This is a genomic window from Streptomyces marinisediminis (genome assembly GCF_026262575.1).
In the GTDB taxonomy this organism is placed as follows: Bacteria; Actinomycetota; Actinomycetes; order Streptomycetales; family Streptomycetaceae; genus Streptomyces; species Streptomyces marinisediminis.
Genome location: NZ_JAPKFL010000012.1, coordinates 15,688 through 34,920, shown reverse-complemented (window position 1 = coordinate 34,920; position 19,233 = coordinate 15,688). Strand labels below are relative to the sequence as shown.

At 74.9% G+C, this 19,233-nt stretch carries 14 protein-coding genes; 9 read left to right on the top strand and 5 right to left on the bottom strand.

What is annotated here, in order from left to right; all coding sequences use genetic code 11:
• Nucleotide 1: 1 nt before the first annotated feature.
• Nucleotides 2–859, bottom strand: coding sequence for a DUF4097 family beta strand repeat-containing protein (locus tag OSB71_RS11810; protein ID WP_265947316.1), 858 nt, complete (start codon nucleotides 857–859; stop codon nucleotides 2–4).
• 155 nt (nucleotides 860–1,014) lie between these two features.
• Here OSB71_RS11810 and OSB71_RS11805 point away from each other — a divergent pair, with 155 nt between their 5' ends.
• Nucleotides 1,015–1,194: a DUF6104 family protein gene (locus OSB71_RS11805; RefSeq protein ID WP_265947314.1), complete on the top strand. Its 180-nt coding sequence runs from the start codon at nucleotides 1,015–1,017 to the stop codon at nucleotides 1,192–1,194.
• A 248-nt stretch (nucleotides 1,195–1,442) separates the two neighbouring features.
• Here OSB71_RS11805 and OSB71_RS11800 read toward each other — a convergent pair whose 3' ends face one another.
• The 3 genes from OSB71_RS11800 to OSB71_RS11790 all read right to left on the bottom strand — a co-directional run bounded on the left by OSB71_RS11800 (nucleotide 1,443) and on the right by OSB71_RS11790 (nucleotide 7,512).
• On the bottom strand, nucleotides 1,443–5,381 hold the full coding sequence (locus tag OSB71_RS11800; RefSeq protein ID WP_265947312.1) for a multifunctional oxoglutarate decarboxylase/oxoglutarate dehydrogenase thiamine pyrophosphate-binding subunit/dihydrolipoyllysine-residue succinyltransferase subunit: 3,939 nt from the start codon (nucleotides 5,379–5,381) through the stop codon (nucleotides 1,443–1,445).
• A gap of 281 nt (nucleotides 5,382–5,662) precedes the next feature.
• Nucleotides 5,663–6,745, bottom strand: a complete 1,083-nt coding sequence (locus OSB71_RS11795) for a sensor histidine kinase (RefSeq protein WP_265947310.1) — start codon at nucleotides 6,743–6,745, stop codon at nucleotides 5,663–5,665.
• 2 nt (nucleotides 6,746–6,747) lie between these two features.
• Nucleotides 6,748–7,512 (bottom strand): response regulator transcription factor, encoded by a 765-nt coding sequence (locus OSB71_RS11790; protein WP_265947308.1) that lies wholly within the window; start codon nucleotides 7,510–7,512, stop codon nucleotides 6,748–6,750.
• Nucleotides 7,513–7,763: 251 nt separating this feature from the next.
• Between OSB71_RS11790 and OSB71_RS11785 the strand changes: the two genes are divergently transcribed.
• From OSB71_RS11785 to OSB71_RS11775, 3 genes are all read left to right on the top strand, one after another.
• The gene (locus OSB71_RS11785) at nucleotides 7,764–8,618 is read left to right on the top strand and encodes a rhomboid-like protein (RefSeq protein WP_265947306.1); all 855 of its coding nucleotides are present in this window, start codon (nucleotides 7,764–7,766) and stop codon (nucleotides 8,616–8,618) included.
• A 144-nt stretch (nucleotides 8,619–8,762) separates the two neighbouring features.
• Complete coding sequence (gene lon, locus OSB71_RS11780; RefSeq protein WP_265947304.1) at nucleotides 8,763–11,198, top strand: endopeptidase La; 2,436 nt, start codon at nucleotides 8,763–8,765, stop codon at nucleotides 11,196–11,198.
• A gap of 219 nt (nucleotides 11,199–11,417) precedes the next feature.
• On the top strand, nucleotides 11,418–11,843 hold the full coding sequence (locus tag OSB71_RS11775) for a MarR family winged helix-turn-helix transcriptional regulator (RefSeq protein ID WP_265947526.1): 426 nt from the start codon (nucleotides 11,418–11,420) through the stop codon (nucleotides 11,841–11,843).
• Nucleotides 11,844–11,857: 14 nt separating this feature from the next.
• Here the strand turns inward: OSB71_RS11775 and OSB71_RS11770 are convergent, their stop codons facing one another.
• Nucleotides 11,858–12,658 carry a protein phosphatase 2C domain-containing protein gene (locus OSB71_RS11770; protein ID WP_265947302.1) on the bottom strand — a complete coding sequence of 267 codons (801 nt, stop codon included), beginning with the start codon at nucleotides 12,656–12,658 and terminating at the stop codon, nucleotides 11,858–11,860.
• Nucleotides 12,659–13,055: 397 nt separating this feature from the next.
• Between OSB71_RS11770 and OSB71_RS11765 the strand changes: the two genes are divergently transcribed.
• The 5 genes from OSB71_RS11765 to OSB71_RS11745 all read left to right on the top strand — a co-directional run bounded on the left by OSB71_RS11765 (nucleotide 13,056) and on the right by OSB71_RS11745 (nucleotide 19,158).
• The gene (locus OSB71_RS11765) at nucleotides 13,056–16,154 is read left to right on the top strand and encodes a sensor histidine kinase (protein ID WP_265947299.1); all 3,099 of its coding nucleotides are present in this window, start codon (nucleotides 13,056–13,058) and stop codon (nucleotides 16,152–16,154) included.
• A complete protein-coding gene (locus OSB71_RS11760; RefSeq protein WP_265947297.1) occupies nucleotides 16,151–16,630 on the top strand; it encodes a roadblock/LC7 domain-containing protein in 480 nt (159 codons plus the stop codon). The genes OSB71_RS11765 and OSB71_RS11760 overlap by 4 nt, the downstream gene beginning before the upstream one ends.
• Nucleotides 16,627–17,043 (top strand): DUF742 domain-containing protein, encoded by a 417-nt coding sequence (locus OSB71_RS11755; protein WP_265947295.1) that lies wholly within the window; start codon nucleotides 16,627–16,629, stop codon nucleotides 17,041–17,043. The genes OSB71_RS11760 and OSB71_RS11755 overlap by 4 nt, the downstream gene beginning before the upstream one ends.
• 139 nt (nucleotides 17,044–17,182) lie before the next feature.
• Nucleotides 17,183–17,851 (top strand): GTP-binding protein, encoded by a 669-nt coding sequence (locus OSB71_RS11750; protein ID WP_416237249.1) that lies wholly within the window; start codon nucleotides 17,183–17,185, stop codon nucleotides 17,849–17,851.
• Between the two features lie 71 nt (nucleotides 17,852–17,922).
• A complete protein-coding gene (locus OSB71_RS11745) occupies nucleotides 17,923–19,158 on the top strand; it encodes a styrene monooxygenase/indole monooxygenase family protein (RefSeq protein ID WP_265947293.1) in 1,236 nt (411 codons plus the stop codon).
• The last annotated feature ends 75 nt before the right edge of the window (nucleotides 19,159–19,233 follow it).

Genomic DNA, 19,233 nt, shown 5'->3' with positions numbered 1-19,233 from the left:
GTCAGGCGTCCTTCACGAGCAGGGGGGCGTCGGTGTGGGTCCCGGGTGAGCGGCGCAGCAGCGCGAGGCCGCCGGAGACGGTGGTGGCCTTCAGCGTGTCCCGCCCCGCGCCGAGCGTGCCGGTGACGCGCCTGGCGCCCCACTGGCCGCCCACGTGCAGGGTGTCGAACGCGCAGGAGACCGAGCCGCCGTTGGTGTGCGCCTCGACCGTGGTGTCGGGGGCCTGCGGCAGCCGTACCGCGATCTCGCCCGAGACGGTGGTCAACGACACCTCGGTGGGGTCGGCGCCGCTCTCCGGCACGTCCACCGTGAGGTCGCCCGAGACGGAGTCGGCGCGCAGGGAGGCGGCGCCGCCGTCGATGACCGTGAGGTCGCCCGAGACGGAGTGGAAGGCGAGGGCTCCGCGCAGCGCCTGCGCCGCGACGCCGCCGGAGACGGAGTGCGCGTGGACCGGGCCGCCGAGCCCCACGAGGGTGGTCTCGCCGGTGATCCCGCGCACCTCCGCCTCGCCCGTGGTGCCCGAGACGACCGTCGCGGCGGTGATCGCGCCGACGCGGACCCCGGCCGTGGCCGGTACGGCGAGCGTGAGGTGGACGCTGCGGCGCCACCGCTTGCGGTCCAGCAGTTGGAGGAAGCCCTGCCAGGGCACGTCGTCGTAGGCCACGGTGAGCGTGCCGGCGTGGTGGGTGACGTGCAGGGGCGGGCCGTCGAGGTCGGAGACCTCGATACGGGCCCCTGCGGTGTCCTTGCCGACGACGTTGACGGAGCCGCCGACGATGCGGACGTCGAGCCGCTCGACCGGTTCGGTGAGGGTGAGCTGGTGTGGGGCGTCGATCCACCACTCCGACGGGCTGGACACGAGGGCCTCCCAGGGCACGGACGTCTGATCTGTGCCTCTCACGATACATCGCGTCTGTGTCGCGTCAATCCCTCGTCCGGGGGAGCGGCCCGGGCCCGGCCGCCGGCCGCGGCACCGCGTCCGAGGGCGCCGGGACGGCCGCTTATGCTGCGCGTGTGTACTTCACTGATCGCGGAATCGAGGAACTGGAGAACCGGCGCGGCGGGGAGGAGGTCACCCTCGGGTGGGTCGCCGAGCAGTTGCGCACCTTCGTCGACCTGAACCCGGACTTCGAGGTGCCGGTCGAGCGGCTCGCGACGTGGCTCGCGCGGCTGGACGACGAGGACGACGAGTAGGCGGGGAAGCGCGCGGGGAGTCCGCGACGAGCACGCGGGGAGCAGGCGGCAAGCACGCGGGGAGCAGGCGGCGCGGGCACCGCGGCCGCCCCGTCGCCACCCCCGCCGGTGCGGCGCCGGGCGCGTACGGTGCTGTGTGGGGGCGCCGCGCCCGTACGCGCACGGGCGCGGCGCCCGCACACGGCGCCGGGCCGGGCGCTCCCCGACGGGGGGCGCCCGGCCCGGCGTCCTGTGGCCGCCGTGCGGCGTCAGAGGTCGAACACCTCGGCCACCAGCTCGGCCTGCTCCTGGGCGTGCCGCTTGGGGGAGCCCACGGCGGGGGAGGAGGAGGACGGGCGGGAGACCCGGCGCAGGCGGTCCGCGTTGTCCGGCGCCGCACCGATGATCAGGTCCAGGTGGTCCACCAGGTTGAGCGCGATGAACGGCCAGGCGCCCTGGTTGGCGGGCTCCTCCTGGGCCCAGACGTACTTCTGGGCCTTGGTGAAGGGCTCCAGCACCTCCTGGATCTCCTTGGCCGGCAGCGGGTAGAGCCGCTCGATGCGGACGAGCGCCGTGTCGTGCGCGCCCCGCTTCTGCCGCTCGGCGTCGAGGTCGTAGTAGACCTTGCCGGAGCAGAAGACCACCTTGCGGATGTCGGTGGCCTCGACCTTGCCGGACTCCACGCCGGTGTCCCCGATCACCGGGCGGAAGCCGCCGGTGGTGAACTCCTCCGTCGCGGAGGCCGCCGCCTTCAGCCGCAGCATCGACTTCGGGGTGAAGACGACCAGCGGCTTGTGGTGCGGGTTGTGCACCTGCCAGCGCAGCAGGTGGAAGTAGTTCGACGGCAGCGTCGGCATGGCCACCGTCATGCTGTTCTGCGCGCAGAGCTGGAGGAACCGCTCGATACGGGCCGAGGAGTGGTCCGGACCCTGGCCCTCGTAGCCGTGCGGCAGCAGCAGGACGACGCCGGAGGTCTGGTTCCACTTCTGCTCGGCGGAGGTGATGAACTCGTCGACGATCGTCTGCGCGCCGTTGACGAAGTCACCGAACTGCGCCTCCCACATCACCAGCGCCTCGGGGCGGGCCAGGGAGTAGCCGTACTCGAAGCCCATCGCCGCGAACTCGCTCAGCAGCGAGTCGTAGACGTTGAAGCGCGCCTGGCCGTCGGTGAGGTACAGCAGCGGCGTGTAGTCGTTGCCGGTGTTCTGGTCGATCAGCACCGCGTGCCGCTGGCCGAAGGTGCCGCGGCGCGAGTCCTGGCCGGCCAGCCGGACGGGCGTGCCCTCCATCAGCAGCGAGCCGATGGCCAGCGTCTCGCCCATGCCCCAGTCGATCGTGCCGTCCTCGACCATCGCCGCGCGGCGCTGGAGCTGCGGCAGCAGCCGCGGGTGGACGGCGATCCGCTCGGGCACCTCCACCTGCGAGGAGGCGATGCGCTTGACGACCTCCTGGCTGACGGCGGTCTCCAGCGCCACCGGGAACTCCGGCTTGGGCGCCGGCACCTCGGCCTCGCCCGGCGTCACCGCCGCCTCGCGGACCTCGGTGAAGACCTTCTCAAGCTGCCCCTGGAAGTCCTGGAGCGCCTGCTCGGCCTCCTCCATGGTGATGTCGCCGCGACCGATGAGCGACTCGGTGTAGAGCTTGCGCACCGAGCGCTTCTTGTCGATCAGGTTGTACATCCGCGGCTGGGTGAACGAGGGGTTGTCCGTCTCGTTGTGGCCGCGCCGGCGGTAGCAGACGAGGTCGATGACGACGTCCTTGTTGAACGCCTGCCGGAACTCGAAGGCCAGCCGCCCCACGCGGACGACGGCCTCCGGGTCGTCGCCGTTGACGTGGAAGATCGGGGCCTCGATCATCCGGGCCACGTCGGTGCAGTACATCGACGAGCGGGCCGCCTCCGGCGCCGCGGTGAAGCCGACCTGGTTGTTGATGACGATGTGCACGGTGCCGCCGGTGCGGTAGCCGCGCAGCTGCGACATGTTCAGCGTCTCGGCGACCACGCCCTGGCCCGCGAACGCCGCGTCGCCGTGTAGCTGGACGGGCAGGACGGTGAAGTCCGTGCCGCCCTTGCCGATGATGTCCTGCTTGGCGCGGACGACGCCCTCCACCACCGGGTCCACCGCCTCCAGGTGGGAGGGGTTGGCGGTCAGCGAGACCTTGATCTGCTCGCCGTCCAGGCCGGTGAAGTTGCCCTCGGCGCCCAGGTGGTACTTCACGTCGCCGGAGCCGTGCATCGACTTCGGGTCGAGGTTGCCCTCGAACTCGCGGAAGATCTGCGCGTAGGACTTGCCGACGATGTTGGCCAGCACGTTCAGCCGGCCGCGGTGCGGCATGCCGACGACCACTTCGTCCAGGCGCGACTCGGCCGCGGAGTCGATCACCGCGTCCAGCAGCGGGATGACGGACTCGCCGCCCTCCAGCGAGAACCGCTTCTGGCCGACGTACTTGGTCTGCAGGAACGTCTCGAACGCCTCGGCCGCGTTCAGGCGGCGCAGGATGCGGAGCTGCTCCTCGCGCTCCGGCGTGGTGAAGGGGCGCTCCACCCGGTCCTGGATCCACTTGCGCTGCTTGGGGTCCTGGATGTGCATGTACTCGATGCCGGTGGTGCGGCAGTACGAGTCGCGCAGCACGCCGAGGATGTCGCGCAGTTTGAGCATGGACTTGCCGGCGAAGCCGCCGACGGCGAACTCCCGCTCCAGGTCCCACAGGGTCAGGCCGTGCGAGGCGATGTCCAGGTCGGGGTGCTTGCGCTGCTTGTACTCCAGCGGGTCGGTGTCGGCCATGACGTGGCCGCGCACCCGGTAGGAGTGGATGAGGTCGAAGACGCGGGCGGCCTTGGTGACCTCGTCGTCGTGGGAGACGTCGATGTCCTGGTTCCAGCGCACGGGCTCGTACGGGATGCGCAGCGACTCGAAGATCTCGTCGTAGAAGTCGTTCTCGCCCAGCAGGAACTGGTGCATCACGCGCAGGAACTCGCCCGACGCCGCGCCCTGGATCACGCGGTGGTCGTAGGTGGAGGTCAGCGTCATCACCTTGGAGACGCCGAGCTTGTTCAGCGTGTCCTGCGAGGTGCCCTGGAACTCGGCCGGGTACTCCATCGCGCCGACGCCGACGATCACGCCCTGCCCGGGCATCAGCCGCGGCACGGAGTGGACGGTGCCGATGCCGCCGGGGTTGGTCAGCGACGCGGTGACGCCCTGGAAGTCGTCCATCGTCAGCTTGCCGCCGCGGGCGCGGCGCACGATGTCCTCGTAGGCCTGCCAGAACTCGAAGAAGGTGAGCGTCTCGGCCTTCTTGATGCCGGCCACCACGAGCTGCCGGTCACCGCCCGGCTTCACCAGGTCGATGGCCAGGCCCAGGTTGACGTGCTCCGGCTTGACCAGCGTCGGCTTGCCGTCCTTCTCGGCGAACGAGTGGTTCATCGCCGGCATCGCCTTCAGCGCCTGCACCATGGCGTAGCCGATGACGTGCGTGAAGGACACCTTGCCGCCGCGGGCGCGCTTGAGGTGGTTGTTGATGACGATGCGGTTGTCGAACAGCAGCTTCACCGGGACCGCGCGGACCGAGGTGGCCGTCGGCAGCTCCAGCGAGGCGTTCATGTTCTTCGCGACGGCGGCGCCGGGGCCGCGCAGGGTGACGTACTCCGGACCGGAGGGCTGCTCCCGCGGCGCCGACTCCTGCTTCGGCTGCTCCTCCTTCTTGTCCTTCTTGGGCGCCGCGGCCCGCGTCTTCGCCGTGGGCGCCCGCCCGTCCCCGGCCTGCCCCGACTGCGCGGGCTGGGCCTTCGCCTGGGGCTGGGGCTGGGGCTGGGCCGGCTTGGCGTCCGCCTGCGGGGCCTGCTGGGCCGGGGCGGCGCCGGCGGCGTCCTGCCGGGCCTGCGGCGGCCGCTGGGTCTGCTGCCGCTCGGCCCGCGGCGGCTGGGCCTGCCGGGGCTCGGCGGGGGCCTGGGGCGCGGCGGGCCGGGCGGTGGCCTGCTGCGCCGGAGCCTGCTCCGCGGCGGGCTCGGCGTCCCCGCTCGTCGTCTGGCCCGGCTTGTAGTCGGCGAAGAAATCCCACCAGGCCCGGTCTACCGAGTTCGGGTCCTGGAGGTACTGCTGGTAGATCTCGTCGACGAGCCACTCGTTGGGACCGAAACCGGTGACGGGGCCCTTTTCTTGCCCGTCCTGTTCGGTCGAGATGCTCGAGGTCTTCGGGGACTGTGACGACACGGCGGCAACCGCCCTCTTCCGCTTCACATGGTGGTGGACAGCGGAAATAAAGGCTACGCCCCCGAGGGCGTTCGGTGCAGTCCGTAGCCCCCCGTCGTCGCGTACGTCACATCCGGACGGCGGTTTCAGCGCATTCCGCGAGGGGAAAGCTGCATGGTTCCGGGTTTTTGGGGTACACGGCGCCGCGGCTGCGGCGCCCTGCTGCCACAGCCATTCGAAGGCTTCACCGGTTCACGCGGACTTCACGCGAGCGACGGGTGCGCGACGCGGCCGACCCTACGTCAATCGGACAGCCGCCCGAGCCCCGGGAGGGTGACGACCATCCGGCAGCCGCGCGCGGACTCGGCGACGCGGATGCGGCCCCCGTGCAGGTCCACGGCCCAGCGCGCGATCGCCAGCCCCAGCCCGGTGCCGCCGTCCTGCTTCCCCTCGGAGCCGGCGGCCCGGCCGAAGCGCTCGAAGACCCGGTCCCGGTCCTGCGCGGGGATGCCCGGACCCTCGTCCTGCACCTCCAGCTCCAGGCTCTCGGGCTGCCCGCCGGCGCGGGCCCGCACCGAGACCCGGCCGTGCTGCGGGCTGTGCTTGACGGCGTTGTCGATGAGGTTGGCCACGACCTGGTGCAGCCGCTCGGTGTCCGCATGCGCGGTCAGCTCCGGCGGCGAGACGTCCAGGTGCAGGTGCACGTCGGTGCGGGCGTGGCCCTGGCCCTTGCTCATGTTGGCCTCCTTGAGCACCGTCGCCAGGTACGGCCACACCTCGAAGCGCCTGCGGCGCAGCGGCACCACCCCGTGGTCCAGCCGGGAGAGGTCCAGGAGCTGCTCCACCAGGCCGCCCAGCCGCTCGGTCTGCCGCAGCGCCGTCAGCATCGTCTCCGGGTCGGCACGGGAGACGCCGTCCACCACGTTCTCCAGCACCGCGCGCAGCGCCGCGATCGGCGTGCGCAGCTCGTGCGAGACGTTGGCGACCAGCTCCTTGCGGTGCCGGTCGGCCGCCTCCAGGTCGGCGGCCATACTGTTGAAGGTGCGGCCCAGCTCGCCGAGCTCGTCGCGCCGGTCGAAGCGCACCCGGCGCGCGTAGTCGCCCCGGGCCATCGCCCGCGCCGTGTCGGTCATCTCGTCCAGCGGCGCGATCAGGCCCTGGGCGACGAACTGGGTGATGAGCAGCGAAGCGATCAGCGCGAGGATCGCGATGACGCGCATCTCGATCTCCACGTTGACGGCCACCAGGACCAGGAAGGTGGTGATGCCGACCGAGACGATCACCAGCGCGCCGAGCGCGGCCTTCACCGACCGGTAGGGGTCCACGTGCCGCAGCGCGGCCCAGGCGCGCGTGCGCAGGCCCGGGCGGTCCGGGGCGGACGCCACCGTCAGGCGCCGTCGGCGGCGGGCGCGGGCGACTCCAGGGCGTAGCCGACCCCGTGCACCGTGCGGATGCGCTCCGCGCCGATCTTCCGGCGCAGCGCCTTGATGTGGCTGTCGACGGTGCGGGTGCCGGAGGCGTCCGTCCAGTCCCACACTTCCGCCAGGAGCTGCTCGCGGGAGAGGACGGCGCGCGGGGAGTTGGCCAGGCACACCAGCAGGTCGAACTCGGTCGGCGTCAGGTGGACGTCCTGGCCGCCCACCCGGACCCGGCGCTGCGCGTGGTCGATCTCCAGCTCGCCCAGCCGCAGCGCCCCGCCCGGCGGTCCGGAGGCCGCCTGCGTCGCCCGCTCCACCCGGCGCAGGAGCACGTGCACCCGGGCGGCCAGCTCGCGCATGGAGAACGGCTTGGTCATGTAGTCGTCGGCGCCGACGCCGAGGCCGACCAGCATGTCGGTCTCGTCGTCCCGCGCGGTGAGCATCAGGACCGGGACGGGGCGCCTGGCCTGGACCCGGCGGCACACCTCCAGCCCGTCGTAGCCGGGCAGCATGACGTCGAGCACGAGCAGCTCCGGGGCCCAGCTCTCGGCCAGCGCCACCGCCGCGGGGCCGTCGGCGGCCGTCTGCACGGCGAAGCCCTCCGCGCGCAGCCGCGCGGCGATCGCCTCGACGATCGTCGGATCGTCCTCGACGACGAGGACGCGCCGCTGTGCCCCCGGGGTGGCGGCCGCTCCCGCGCCACCCCGGCCGTGCGCCGTGTTGTTGTGGTCCATGTGGCTGCCCGCCCTGCTGTGCCGGTCCGTCGGTGCTGTGGTGCCAAGCGCTGTGTGCCAGCAGCGTAAGGGGCGCCTAGCGCGGAGTCACCGGCGGTACCCGGGGCACCCGGTCACGTACGGTGGCACGCCTCAGCGGCTGGATTGACAGGTGTGGCCTCCACCACTGACATTGACCCGTGGGCCGGGGCGTGTGTCGGGCGTGCGCGCGCCCGCGGGCGCCTGCGGTCGCGCTAGGGAAGGAGCCGGGCATGCGGACCACGGCACGGGCGGCGCGCGAGCGCGTCGCCACGGGTGTCTCGTCGGCTTCCGGACCGGGCGCCCCCGGGGCGTCCGACGGCGCCGACGCCCCTGACGCCTCCGCGGCGGACGGCGGCTCGGGCGGCCGCGCCGCGGGCTCCCGGACGGCGGGCGGCGGCCGGGGGGCCGCGCGGCCACCGGAGCCGCCGCACCTGCCGCCGCACCGGCACCTGATGCGGCTGCTGCCCGACCCCAAGGGCACGCCGTTCACCTTCTGGTACCTGCTGCTGCTGATCACCACGACGGTGCTCACCGAGATCGGCGACCCGGCCGCCGTGAGCCGCTGGCTGGCCGGCGCGAGCACGGACGTGCAGAACCTGGCCAAAGAGCCGCTGTTCGTCCTGGTGGCGAGCGCGCTGCTGTACGACGGGCCGCTGCTCGCGCCCGTCGCCCTCGGGTTCGTGCTGGCGCTGACCGCGCTGGAGCGGCGGGTCGGGGGCTGGCGCACGGCGGCGGTGTTCGTCGCCGGGCACGTGCTGGCCACGCTGGCCACGCAGCTCACGGTCGCCGCCGCGGTGGCGCTGGACCACCTGCCGGAGTCCTCCCTCACCCGGTTGGACTACGGGATCAGTTGCGGCGTGCTGGCGTGCGCGGGCGCCCTGGCCGGGGTGCTGCGGGTGCCGTGGGTGCGCTGGCTGCTCGTCGCGGTCGTCGGCACGAAGGTCGTGGCCGACCTGGTGACGCTCACCGACCCGGTCACCGACTGGAGCCACCTGCTGGCGGTCCTCACCGGCATCGCGCTGTGGCCGGCGCTGCGTCGCTACCAGGCCGTCGGCTCGGCGGCCCACCCGCGCGTCGACACCTGACCCGGCTCGTCCCGCAGGACCCCGGCGCGGGCCGCGCCTCCCGCCGGCCTTCGCCGTGAGCGAACGGGCGCCCCGCCGCGGAACATCCCGCCTCCGCACCTCATTGAGTCCTGGTGACTCAACTACGTTGCTGAGGGAGAGATCATGAATCTGCCCGTGGTTCCGCTGGACGGCGAAGTGGTCCTGCCCGGCATGGTCGTCCCGCTGGACTTGACCGAGGCCGAGGTGCGCGCCGCCGTGGAGGCCGCCCGCGCCGCCGCGCCGGACGGCGAGAAGCCCCGCGTGCTGCTGGTGCCGCGGGTGGACGGCAGGTACGCCGCCATCGGCGTGCTGGGCAGCGTCGAGCAGGTCGGCCGCCTGGCCGGCGGCGACCCGGGGGCCCTCGTCCGGGGCCTGCGCCGGGTGCGGATCGGCTCCGGCACCACCGGACCCGGGGCCGCACTGTGGGTGGACGGGACGGAGGTCGCCGAGGAGGTGCCCGACCCGCTGCCCGGGGCCGTCGCCGAGCTCGCCGAGAAGTACCGGGCGCTGACCACGAGCTGGCTGCGCAAGCGCGGCGCCTGGCAGGTCGTGGACCGGGTGCAGCAGATCGAGGGCGTCGCCGCGCTGGCCGACAACGCCGGCTACTCGCCGTTCCTCACCCTGGAGCAGCGCGTCCGGCTCCTGGAGACGACCGATCCCGTGGCCCGGCTCCGCCTGGCCGTGGGCTGGCTGGGTGAGCACATGGCCGAGGAGGACGTCGCCGAGTCCATCGCCAAGGACGTGCAGGACGGCGTCGACCGGCAGCAGCGCGAGTTCCTGCTCCGCCGGCAACTGGAGGCCGTGCGCAAGGAGCTGGCCTCCCTCACCGGGGACGGCGCGGAGGCGGGCGAGGACTACCGCGCCCGCGTCGAGGCCGCCGACCTCCCCGACGCGGTGCGCGAGGCGGCGCTGAAGGAGGTCGGCAAGCTGGAGCGGGCCTCCGACCAGAGCCCCGAGGGCGGCTGGCTGCGCACCTGGCTGGACACCGTGCTGGAGCTGCCCTGGAACGAGCGCACCCAGGACTCCTACGACATCCCCGCCGCCCGCGCGGTGCTCGACGCCGACCACGCGGGCCTGGAGGACGTCAAGGAGCGCATCACCGAGTACCTGGCCGTGCGCAAGCGCCGCGCCGAGCGGGCCGAGCTCGCCGAGCGGGCCGGGGCGGACGCCGGGGACGGCGGCGCGGCGTCCGGCGCGCGGCGCCAGGGCGGCGGCGCGGTGCTCGCGCTCGTCGGCCCGCCCGGGGTGGGGAAGACCTCGCTCGGCGCCAGCGTCGCCCGCGCGATGGGCCGCAGCTTCGTGCGCGTCGCGCTCGGCGGCGTGCGGGACGAGGCGGAGATCCGCGGCCACCGGCGCACCTACGTCGGCGCCCTGCCCGGCCGCATCGTGCGGGCGATCAGGGAAGCCGGTTCGATGAACCCCGTCGTCCTGCTGGACGAGGTCGACAAGGTGGGCGCGGACTTCCGCGGCGATCCGGCCGCCGCGCTGCTGGAGGTCCTGGACCCGGCCCAGAACCACACCTTCCGCGACCACTACCTGGAGGTCGAGCTCGACCTCAGCGACGTGGTCTTCCTGGCGACGGCGAACGTGCTGGAGTCCATCCCGCAGCCGCTGCTCGACCGCATGGACCTGGTCCGCCTGGACGGCTACACCGAGGACGAGAAGGTGACGATCGCCCGGGACCACCTGCTGCCCCGGCAGCGCCTCGCGGCCGGGCTGGACGCCGACGGTGTCACCGTCACCGTCACCGACGCCGCGCTGCGGCGGCTGGCCGGGGAGTACACCCGCGAGGCGGGCGTGCGGTCCCTGGAGCGGCACCTGGCGCGGCTGCTGCGCAAGGTGGTCGCGCGCGCCGAGCTGGGCGAGCGGGCGCTGCCGGTCACCGTGGACGCCGACGGGCTGCGCGAGCTGCTGGGGCACCCGCGCCACACGCCCGAGTCCGCGCAGGACCCGGCCGAGCGGCGCACCGCGGTGCCCGGGGTGGCCACGGGCCTCGCGGTCACCGGCGCCGGCGGTGACGTGCTCTACGTCGAGGCCTCGCTCGCCGACCCGGAGACCGGTGGCGCCGGGCTGACGCTCACCGGCCAGCTCGGCGACGTCATGAAGGAGTCGGGCCAGCTCGCGCTCTCCTACCTGCGCTCGCGCGGCGCGGAGCTGGAGCTGCCGGTCGGGGACCTCAAGGAGCGCGGGGTCCACCTGCACGTGCCGGCCGGCGCCGTGCCCAAGGACGGGCCGAGCGCGGGCGTCACCATGGTCACGGCGCTGGCCTCGCTGCTCAGCGGGCGCCGGGTGCGGCCCGAGGTGGCGATGACCGGCGAGGTCTCCCTCACCGGCCGGGTGCTGCCCGTCGGCGGCGTCAAGCAGAAGCTGCTGGCCGCGCACCGGGCGGGGGTCACCACGGTGATCATCCCGCAGCGCAACGGGCCGGACCTGGACGACGTGCCCGCCGACGTCCTCGCCGACCTCACCGTGCACCCGGTGTCGGACGTGCGCACGGTGCTGGAGCTGGCCCTGGCCCCGGCGACGGCGGAGGCCCGGCACCTGCCGCTGGCCGCCTGAAGCCGCGCGCCCGGCGCCCCGGGCCCCGCCGCGGGCGCCGGGGCGTCGGCGCACGGGGGCGTCGGGGGCCACGGGGACGTCGGCACCCGGGCGGGGCGCGGTGCGCGGGATACCGGGCGGGGCGCGGTGCGCGGGATACTGGCCGCGCGTGACGCACGTCAGCGCGGGTGCGAAGGAGAAGGAGGGTGCGCCGTGCACGAGGAGGGCCCGGCCCCGGAGATGCTCGACCTGGAACGGGAGCTCTCCGTCTTCCTGCGCCGCGCCCGGGCGTCCTCCGGCGAGATCGCCCGCGCGGTCCACCCCGACCTGGAGCCGGCGGCGTACGGGATCATGCTGCGGCTGGAGGACACCGGGCCGCAGCGGGCCACCGAACTCGCGGCCTACTTCGGCGTCGGCAAGGCCACGATGAGCCGGCAGCTCCGGGCGCTGGAGGTGCTGGGGCTCCTGGCGCGTACCCCGGACCCGGCCGACGGGCGGGCCTCGCTGGTGGCGCTCACCGACGAGGGGCGGGACCGGTTCTCGTCCGTGCGGGTGGCGCGCCGCGAGCGGTACGTGCGCAAGCTCGCGCGGTGGGACCGGGCCGAGATCGCGGAGCTGGCGCGGCTGCTGCACCGGTTCAACACCCAGGGCGACCCCGGGGCGTAGCCCCGCGCGCGGCTTCAGAACTCCACGAGGGCGGCCGTGGCGTCGTCGTGGGCCTTGCCGCGCGGGTGGGCGGTGCCGCGCGGGTCGGCGGCCTCGGCGGCGCGCACGCGCTCGATGACGGCGGCCGGGCCCCGGTCGCGCAGGGCCGCGCACAGGGCCGTCCAGTCACCGAGGCGGAAGACGTCGCTCCAGCGGGCGGCGCCGTCGGTGAGGGCCGCCAGCGTGCGCACCCGCGCCCGTGGGGTGGCGCCGGTGACGGCCCGGTCGGCGACGGCGGGGTCGGCCGCCGCGGTGTGGAAGCCGCCCTCGGCGTTGCGCAGCGCCTCGATGCCGGCGGCCCGTTCGGCGGCGGTCGGCAGGCCCCGCACCGTGGGCCGCAGGAGGTCCAGGCGGTCGTCCAGCACCGGGGTCACCTCCCCGTGCGGCGACTCCACGAGCAGCACCGAGTCGCAGAGCACGAGGTGCTCGACGCTCTCCCCGTCCCAGCGGGCGACGACGACGGTTGCCTGCGGCGTGCGGGGGTGAGAAAGGTCACAGGTTGAGGCGTGTCGCGCGGCGGTAAGGGCGATCGCGTGCGCGAGGCACTGGGCCAGCGTCATATCCCGGCGCGAACCGGACAGTTCGAGCAGTGCCGCCCCCAGGCGAGCGGTGTACCAGGGGACGCCGTGCACGCATCCGCCACCGTCCGGCGGCGGCGTGACGCCGTCCAGCACGACCAGGGCGCCACCCAGGCCCGAGGCGGGCAGAGCGGCCGAAACATAGTCCTCGTTGGCGACGTCCGCGGTGCCGGGGCGGGTGGCCATCTCTACGCGCATGGGGAGCAGTCTGCCGTCCGACGCGGCCCGCGCCGCACGAGGCGCGCCCCGCGAACCGGGGCGCAGGTACGGACCAGCGCTGTTCCCGTCCCCCGACGGCCATTTGACCCGGAATCAGTTATTCCGTGAAGCTGCGGGCGCGCATCCTGCCACGCTCCGCGCGGGGTGTCCAAGCCCCGGTTCCGGCGCCCGCCCCGGGCCGCGCCCGGCGAAGTTGTTGGCGCGCTCCCGCGTGCGGTTCACTTTTTCGGGTGGCCGACCCCGAGAAGTCCGCCCGCTTGAATCGGACCCTTGGCAGGGTCGGATGCCGTCACGTGGCGCGGACCGGCGAGGCCGGCACCGGCTGAGTCGCCGACCGGGCAGGCCCCCGGACGGCGGAAGGAGAATGCGAGCACGGGTGGGGAAGCAGCGACTTCGAGGCATCCGCCGACGGCGTGAAGCCGGCACCGCGAGCACCACGAGCTCGGCGGGCACCACGGACGACGCGGCGAGCGCACCCGGCGCACGGGTGCCGCAGGGCCGCCGGGCCCGGGTGCGCAACCGGCTGCTCGCCTCCGTCGCCCTGTGCACCGTCGCGGTGCTGGCCGCCGGCGCTCCGAGCATCGCCACCGGCGCCGCGCACGTCGCCGAGTCACAGGCCCTGGTGGACCAGGCCGAGACGACCCGGCGGGCCATCTCCCTGGCACACGCCGTCGCGGACGAGCGGGACGCCGCCGTGCGCGCCGTGGCCGAGCGCGGAACCACCGGTGACGCACCGGAGGCCGACGGGCCGGAGGCCGGGACGCCGCCGGGAGCGGGCGGGCCGCCGGGAACGGGTGTGCCCCCGGGGACCGGCGTGCCGCCGGAGACGAGCGTGCCGCCCGGGACCGGCGGGGCCGGGGCCGGCGCGCCGGACCCGGGGCCGCCCGGCACCACGCCGCCGCAGCCGGGGACCACCGGAGCGCCCGGCGCCACGTACCCGGACCCCGCCGGGGGCACCGGGGCGCAGGGCGTCGCCCACCGTGCGCCGGCCGGCCCCCCGGGGCGCTTCGGGGGAACCGGGCCCGCCGCCGCGGTCGGTGAGCGGCCCGGCAGCGGCGAGCACGCGCGCGTCGACCGCAAGGCCGCCGAGCTGCGCCCCGAACTCCCCGCGTCCGTGCGGCGGCTGCTGGACCGGCTGCCCGAGCTGCGCCAGCAGACCGAGTCCGCCGAGGGCGGCGCGCAGGACGCGCAGTCCGTGCACGCCGGCTACACCGACATCGTGCAGGCACTGGGCGGTCTCGGCGAAGCCGCCGCCCGGGACCTGCCCGCCCGCTCGGCCGAGACCTCCGGCCCCCCGGAGGCCGGGGAGCCCGGCGAGGGCGACGAGCGCGGGGTGGGCGCGGCGGGCACCGCCGACGCCCTGCCCTACCTCGGCCGCGCCGTGGAACACGCGGCGGCCACCCGGAGCCTGCTGCTCGGCGTGCTCACGGCGCGGGACGGCGACTCCCGGCTCGTGGCGGCCGCCCAGCTCGCCCGCACCCGGGAGCGGGCCGCGCTCGCCGACTTCGACCGCCTCGCCCCCGACCGCGCCCGCGAGTCCCTCACCACCACCGTCAACGGCACCGAGGTCAGCACCGCCGACGCCTACCTCGACCGCCTCACCGACCAGCCCTCCCTCACCGACGAGGAACTCGCGGTGAGCCAGGAGGAGGTCGCGGCCTCGCTCGCCGCCCGGGTGGACCGGATGCGCGGCGTCCAGCTCTCCCTGGCCGGCGCGGAACTGGCCCGGCTCGAACAGCTCCGGGACGAGGACGTCACCGCGTTCCAGCTCCGTCTCGCCCTGCTCGGCGGGGCGGTGCTCCTGGCGGCCGCGGCCGCCGTCAGCGTCGCCCGCTCGATCGCCCGGCCGCTGGCCGCCGTGCGCCGCGGGGCCCAGCGCGTCGCCGCCGACCCGGCGGTCGAGGAGCCGGTGCGCTTCACCGGGCGCAACGACGAGTTCGCCGACGTCGTCCGCGCGGTCAACACCCTGCACGCGGCGGCCGCGGGCACGGCCGAGCAGACCCGGCGCACCGGGGCCGACGACGCCGGGCGGGCCGCCGCCCGCGACCGGCTCGCCGCCGAGCACGAACGGCTGCGCGCCGAGCGGGACCGGCTGCGCGAGGAGCTCGACGGGCGCGGCGACGGCGCCCACCACACCTTCGTGCAACTGGCGCTGCGCAGCCTGTCCCTGGTGGAGCGGCAGCTCGCGCTCATCGAGTCGATGGAGGAGCGGGAGGCCGAGCCCGAGCGGCTGGCCACCCTGTTCAAGCTCGACCACATGGCCACCCGGATGCGGCGGCACGGCGAGAACCTGCTGCTGCTGGCCGGCTCGGAGCACGCCGGCGGGCACCACCCGCAGCCGGTCCCGCTGCTGGACGTGCTGCGCGCGGCGATCAGCGAGATCGAACGCTACGAGCGGGTACAGCTCACCTCGCTGCCGCCGCACGCCCAGCTCTCCGGGTTCGCGGCCGACGACGTCAGCCACCTGGTCGCCGAGCTGCTCGACAACGCCACCGCGTTCTCGCCCCCGGACGCCGAGGTGGAGCTCTCCGGCTGGCTGCTGGAGAACGGCGAGGTCATGCTCACCGTCCAGGACGAGGGCATCGGCGTCACCGCCGAGCGGCTGGCCGCGCTCAACGAGCGGCTCGGCGAGCCCTCCGCGCTGCGGCCCCCCGGCGGCGACGGCGCCCCCGACGACCTGGGCCTGGGCCTGTACGTCGTCGCCCGGCTCGCGAGCCGGCACGGCATCCGGGTGCAGCTTCGGGCGCACCGGCAGGGCGGGATCGCGGCCGTCGCCGTGCTGCCGCGCGCCCTGCTGCCCGACCGGCCGGCGCCCGGCTCGGCGGCCACCGTCGGCGGGGCGCCCGGCGGCACCGCGCCGCACCTGCCCGGCTCGGTCGCGGAGTCCAACTCCAACACCCTGCCCACCCGCTACGGACGGGCCGCCGCGCAGCACACCGGGCCCGCGGAGTCCGAGGCGGCCGACGGGGCCGCCGGGCCGCAGGCCCCCGTGCGCCCCGAGGCCCCGGAGCACACCCGGGCCGCCGACACGGTGGTCCAGGACCGGCCCGACGGGGCCCCGCGCCCGGAGCCCGGCGCGGCGCCCGCCCCGGCCGCCGCGCGCCCCGGGCCCGCCCCGGCGGCGCCCGCCGCGCCCGCCCCCCGGGGCGCGGCGCCGGACGCGACGGCGCCGGGAGACGCCGTGCCGGGAGACGCCGTGTCGGGAGACGCCGCGGCCGCGCCCGCGGGCGGACGGCGCTACACCGACAAGGGGCTGCCCAAGCGCACCCCGCACATCACCGACCCCGGGCCGGAGCGCGGCGCCGGCCGCCCGGCGGCCCGGGGCGGAGCGGACGCCGAGGAGCTGCGCAAGCGGCTCGGCGGCTTCCAGCGCGGGGCCCGCGAGGGGCTGCGCGCGGCGGCGGCACAGGTCGCCGCGGAGGAGGACCGAGCGGGGGCGGACGAGATGGGTGGCACCGAGGAGGCACGTCAGTGAACGCGTCCACCACCGCGCACACACGCAGGAGCGAAGCGGACAACCTGCGCTGGTTGCTCGCCAACCTGGTCGAGGAGGTGCCCGGCATCCGTTCGGTGGCCGTGGTCTCCTCCGACGGTCTGCTGCTGCTGTCATCCGACCCGGCGCAGACCGGCGAGCGGAAGGAGACCGGCACCGGGCCCCGGGGGTCGAGCGCCGACCTGGCCACGATCGTCTCGGGCCTGGGCTCGCTGACCGTGGGCGCGGCCAAGCTCATGGACGCCGGCCCGGTCACGCAGACCATGGTCGCGATGGACGCGGGCAGCCTGTTCGTGATGTCCATCAGCGACGGCTCGCTGCTGGGCGTGCACGCCAGCCCGGACAGCGACATGAACGTCATCGGCTACCACATGGCGCTCTTCGTCGGCCGCGCCGGCCACGTCCTGACCCCCGAACTCCGCAACGAGCTGCGCAAGTCGATGGAGCTGGACCAGTGACCCCGCACGCCCCGCTGCCCGCGCGCCCGACCGACGACCGCAGGCCCGCCCGGGTGCGCCCGTACTCGCTGACCGGCGGCCGCACCCGTTTCGGCCACGTCCTGCTCGTCGAGACGTTCGTCGCGGCCATCGAGGCCCCCGAGCAACTGCGCGAACTGCCGCCGCTGAGCCGGGCCGGGCTGCGCGACCGCGTCATGCCCGAGATGCAGGCGATCATCGAGCTGTGCCGCCGCATGCGCACCGTGGCCGAGATCGCCGCCCTGCTGCGGATGCCGCTCGGCGTCGTGCGGGTGCTGCTCAGCGACCTCGCCGACCAGGGCCGCATCCGCGTCTACGGAACCGGCCGGGAATCGACGGGACGCCCCGACCGAGCACTACTGGAAAGGGTTCTGGGTGGACTTCGCAGGCTCTGACACCGCCACCACCACGGACGACGCCACCACCGCGGCCGAGCGCGGCACCACCGCCGAGGGCACCACCGCCGAGGGCACCGCCACGGGCGACGGCGGCGCCGCGCGGGCCGCGACCGCCACCGGCGCGCCGGCCCCGACCGTGCCGCCCGCGCGAGCGGCCGCGGAGCCGGTGACCGCCCCGGGCGCCGCGCCGCGCCCGGCCGCGCCGCCGCCCCCGGTCACCGACGAGGTGGTGCGGGACTGGCAGCGCGACACCACCCGCGCCCCGATCGCCACGAAGATCGTCGTCGCCGGCGGCTTCGGCGTGGGCAAGACGACGCTCGTCGGCTCCGTCTCGGAGATCGAACCCCTCACCACCGAGGCGGTGATGACCGAGGCCAGCGAGGACACCGACGACCTCGCCGCCACGCCGGAGAAGACCACGACCACCGTCGCCATGGACTTCGGCCGCATCACCCTCGACGCCGACCTGGTGCTGTACCTGTTCGGCACGCCGGGTCAGCAGCGCTTCTGGTTCATGTGGGACGACCTGGTGCGCGGCGCGATCGGCGCCGTCGTCATGGCCGACACCCGCCGGCTGGAGGACTGCTTCCCCGCGCTGGACTACTTCGAGAGCTGCGGCATCCCCTACGTGGTGGCCGTCAACCACTTCGAGGGCACCGAGCGCTTCGAGGCCGTGGACGTGCGCGACGCCCTCTCCGTCCCGGACCACGTCCCCGTGGTGATCATGGACGCGCGCGAACGCCCCAGCGTCGTCAGCACCCTGCTGGCGCTGGTCGGCCACGCGGTGGACCTCACCCCCGCCTGACCCCGCGCGCCGCACCGCCCACCCCGCCACGTCACCCGCACCGGCGTACGCGTTTCGAGGAGAAGGACGACATGCGCAGAATACTCATCGTCGGAGCCGGACAGTCCGGGCTCCAGCTCGCCCTCGGCCTCCAGGCGCAGGGCTACGACGTCACCGTGATGTCCAACCGGACGGCCGACGAGATCCGCGCCGGCCGGGTGATGTCCACCCAGTGCATGTTCGACCGGGCGCTCCAGCACGAGCGCGACATCCAGGTCAACTTCTGGGAGAGCCAGGCCCCGCGCATCGAGGGACTGGGGGTGTCCGTCGCCGCCCCCGACGGCGGCCGGGCCGTGGACTGGCTGGGCCGCCTGGACGGCTACGCCCAGTCCGTGGACCAGCGGCTGAAGATGGCCGGGTGGCTGGAGACGTTCGCCCAGCGCGGCGGACAGCTCGTCATCCACGGCGCCGCCGTCTCCGACCTGGACTACTTCGCCCGGGCCTACGACCTCGTGCTCGTCGCCGCGGGCAAGGGCGAGCTGGTGTCGATGTTCGCCCGGGACGCCGAACGCTCCCCCTACACCACCCCGCAGCGCGCGCTGGCCGTCGCCTACGTGCACGGACTCGGCCCGCGCCCGGAGCACCCCGAGACCACCGCGGTGCGCTGCAACCTCGTCCCCGGCGTGGGCGAGCTCTTCGTCATGCCGTCCCTGACCACCTCCGGACGCTGCGACATCCTCTTCTGGGAGGGCGTACCGGACGGCCCGCTGGACGTCTTCCGGGGCATCCGGGACCCGCAGGTGCACCTGGACACCACGCTGGAGCTGATGGAGAAGTTCACCCCGTGGGAGTACGCGCGGGCGACGAACGTCGAGCTGACGGACGCGGGCGGGACGCTCGCCGGGCGCTACGCGCCCACCGTGCGCAAGCCGGTCGGCCGCCTCCCGGGCGGCGGCGCGGTGCTCGGCGTGGCCGACGTCGTCGTCGCCAACGACCCCATCACCGGACAGGGCTCCAACTCGGCGGCCAAGTGCGCGGCGTCCTACCTCGCCTCCATCGTCGAGCGCGGTGACCAGCCGTTCGACGAGGAGTGGATGCAGGCCACCTTCGACCGCTACTGGCAGACCGCCCAGCACGTCACCCGGTGGACGAACGCGATGCTGGCGCCGCCGCCGGAGCACGTGCTCGACCTCATCGGCGCGGGCGGCCAACTCCAGCCGGTGGCCGACCGCTTCGCCAACGGCTTCAACGACCCGACCGACTTCCAGCACTGGTTCTTCGACCCGGAGAAGGCCCGGGCCTACCTGGCCTCCGTCGCCGGCGCGTAGCGGACGCGTCCCCGCGCCCGGGGCCGTCCCGCGCGGGGCGCGTACGCCGGCCCCGGTCCGCCCCGGGCGGCCGCC

What these genes read in the sequence shown, in the direction of transcription:
- lon (WP_265947304.1), top strand. Translation starts at nt 8,763, where the DNA reads ATGAATCTGCCCGTGGTTCCGCTGGACGGCGAAGTGGTCCTGCCCGGC.
- OSB71_RS11790 (WP_265947308.1), bottom strand. Translation starts at nt 7,512, where the DNA reads ATGGACCACAACAACACGGCGCACGGCCGGGGTGGCGCGGGAGCGGCC.
- OSB71_RS11785 (WP_265947306.1), top strand. Translation starts at nt 7,764, where the DNA reads ATGCGGACCACGGCACGGGCGGCGCGCGAGCGCGTCGCCACGGGTGTC.
- OSB71_RS11775 (WP_265947526.1), top strand. Translation starts at nt 11,418, where the DNA reads ATGCTCGACCTGGAACGGGAGCTCTCCGTCTTCCTGCGCCGCGCCCGG.
- OSB71_RS11770 (WP_265947302.1), bottom strand. Translation starts at nt 12,658, where the DNA reads ATGCGCGTAGAGATGGCCACCCGCCCCGGCACCGCGGACGTCGCCAAC.
- OSB71_RS11745 (WP_265947293.1), top strand. Translation starts at nt 17,923, where the DNA reads ATGCGCAGAATACTCATCGTCGGAGCCGGACAGTCCGGGCTCCAGCTC.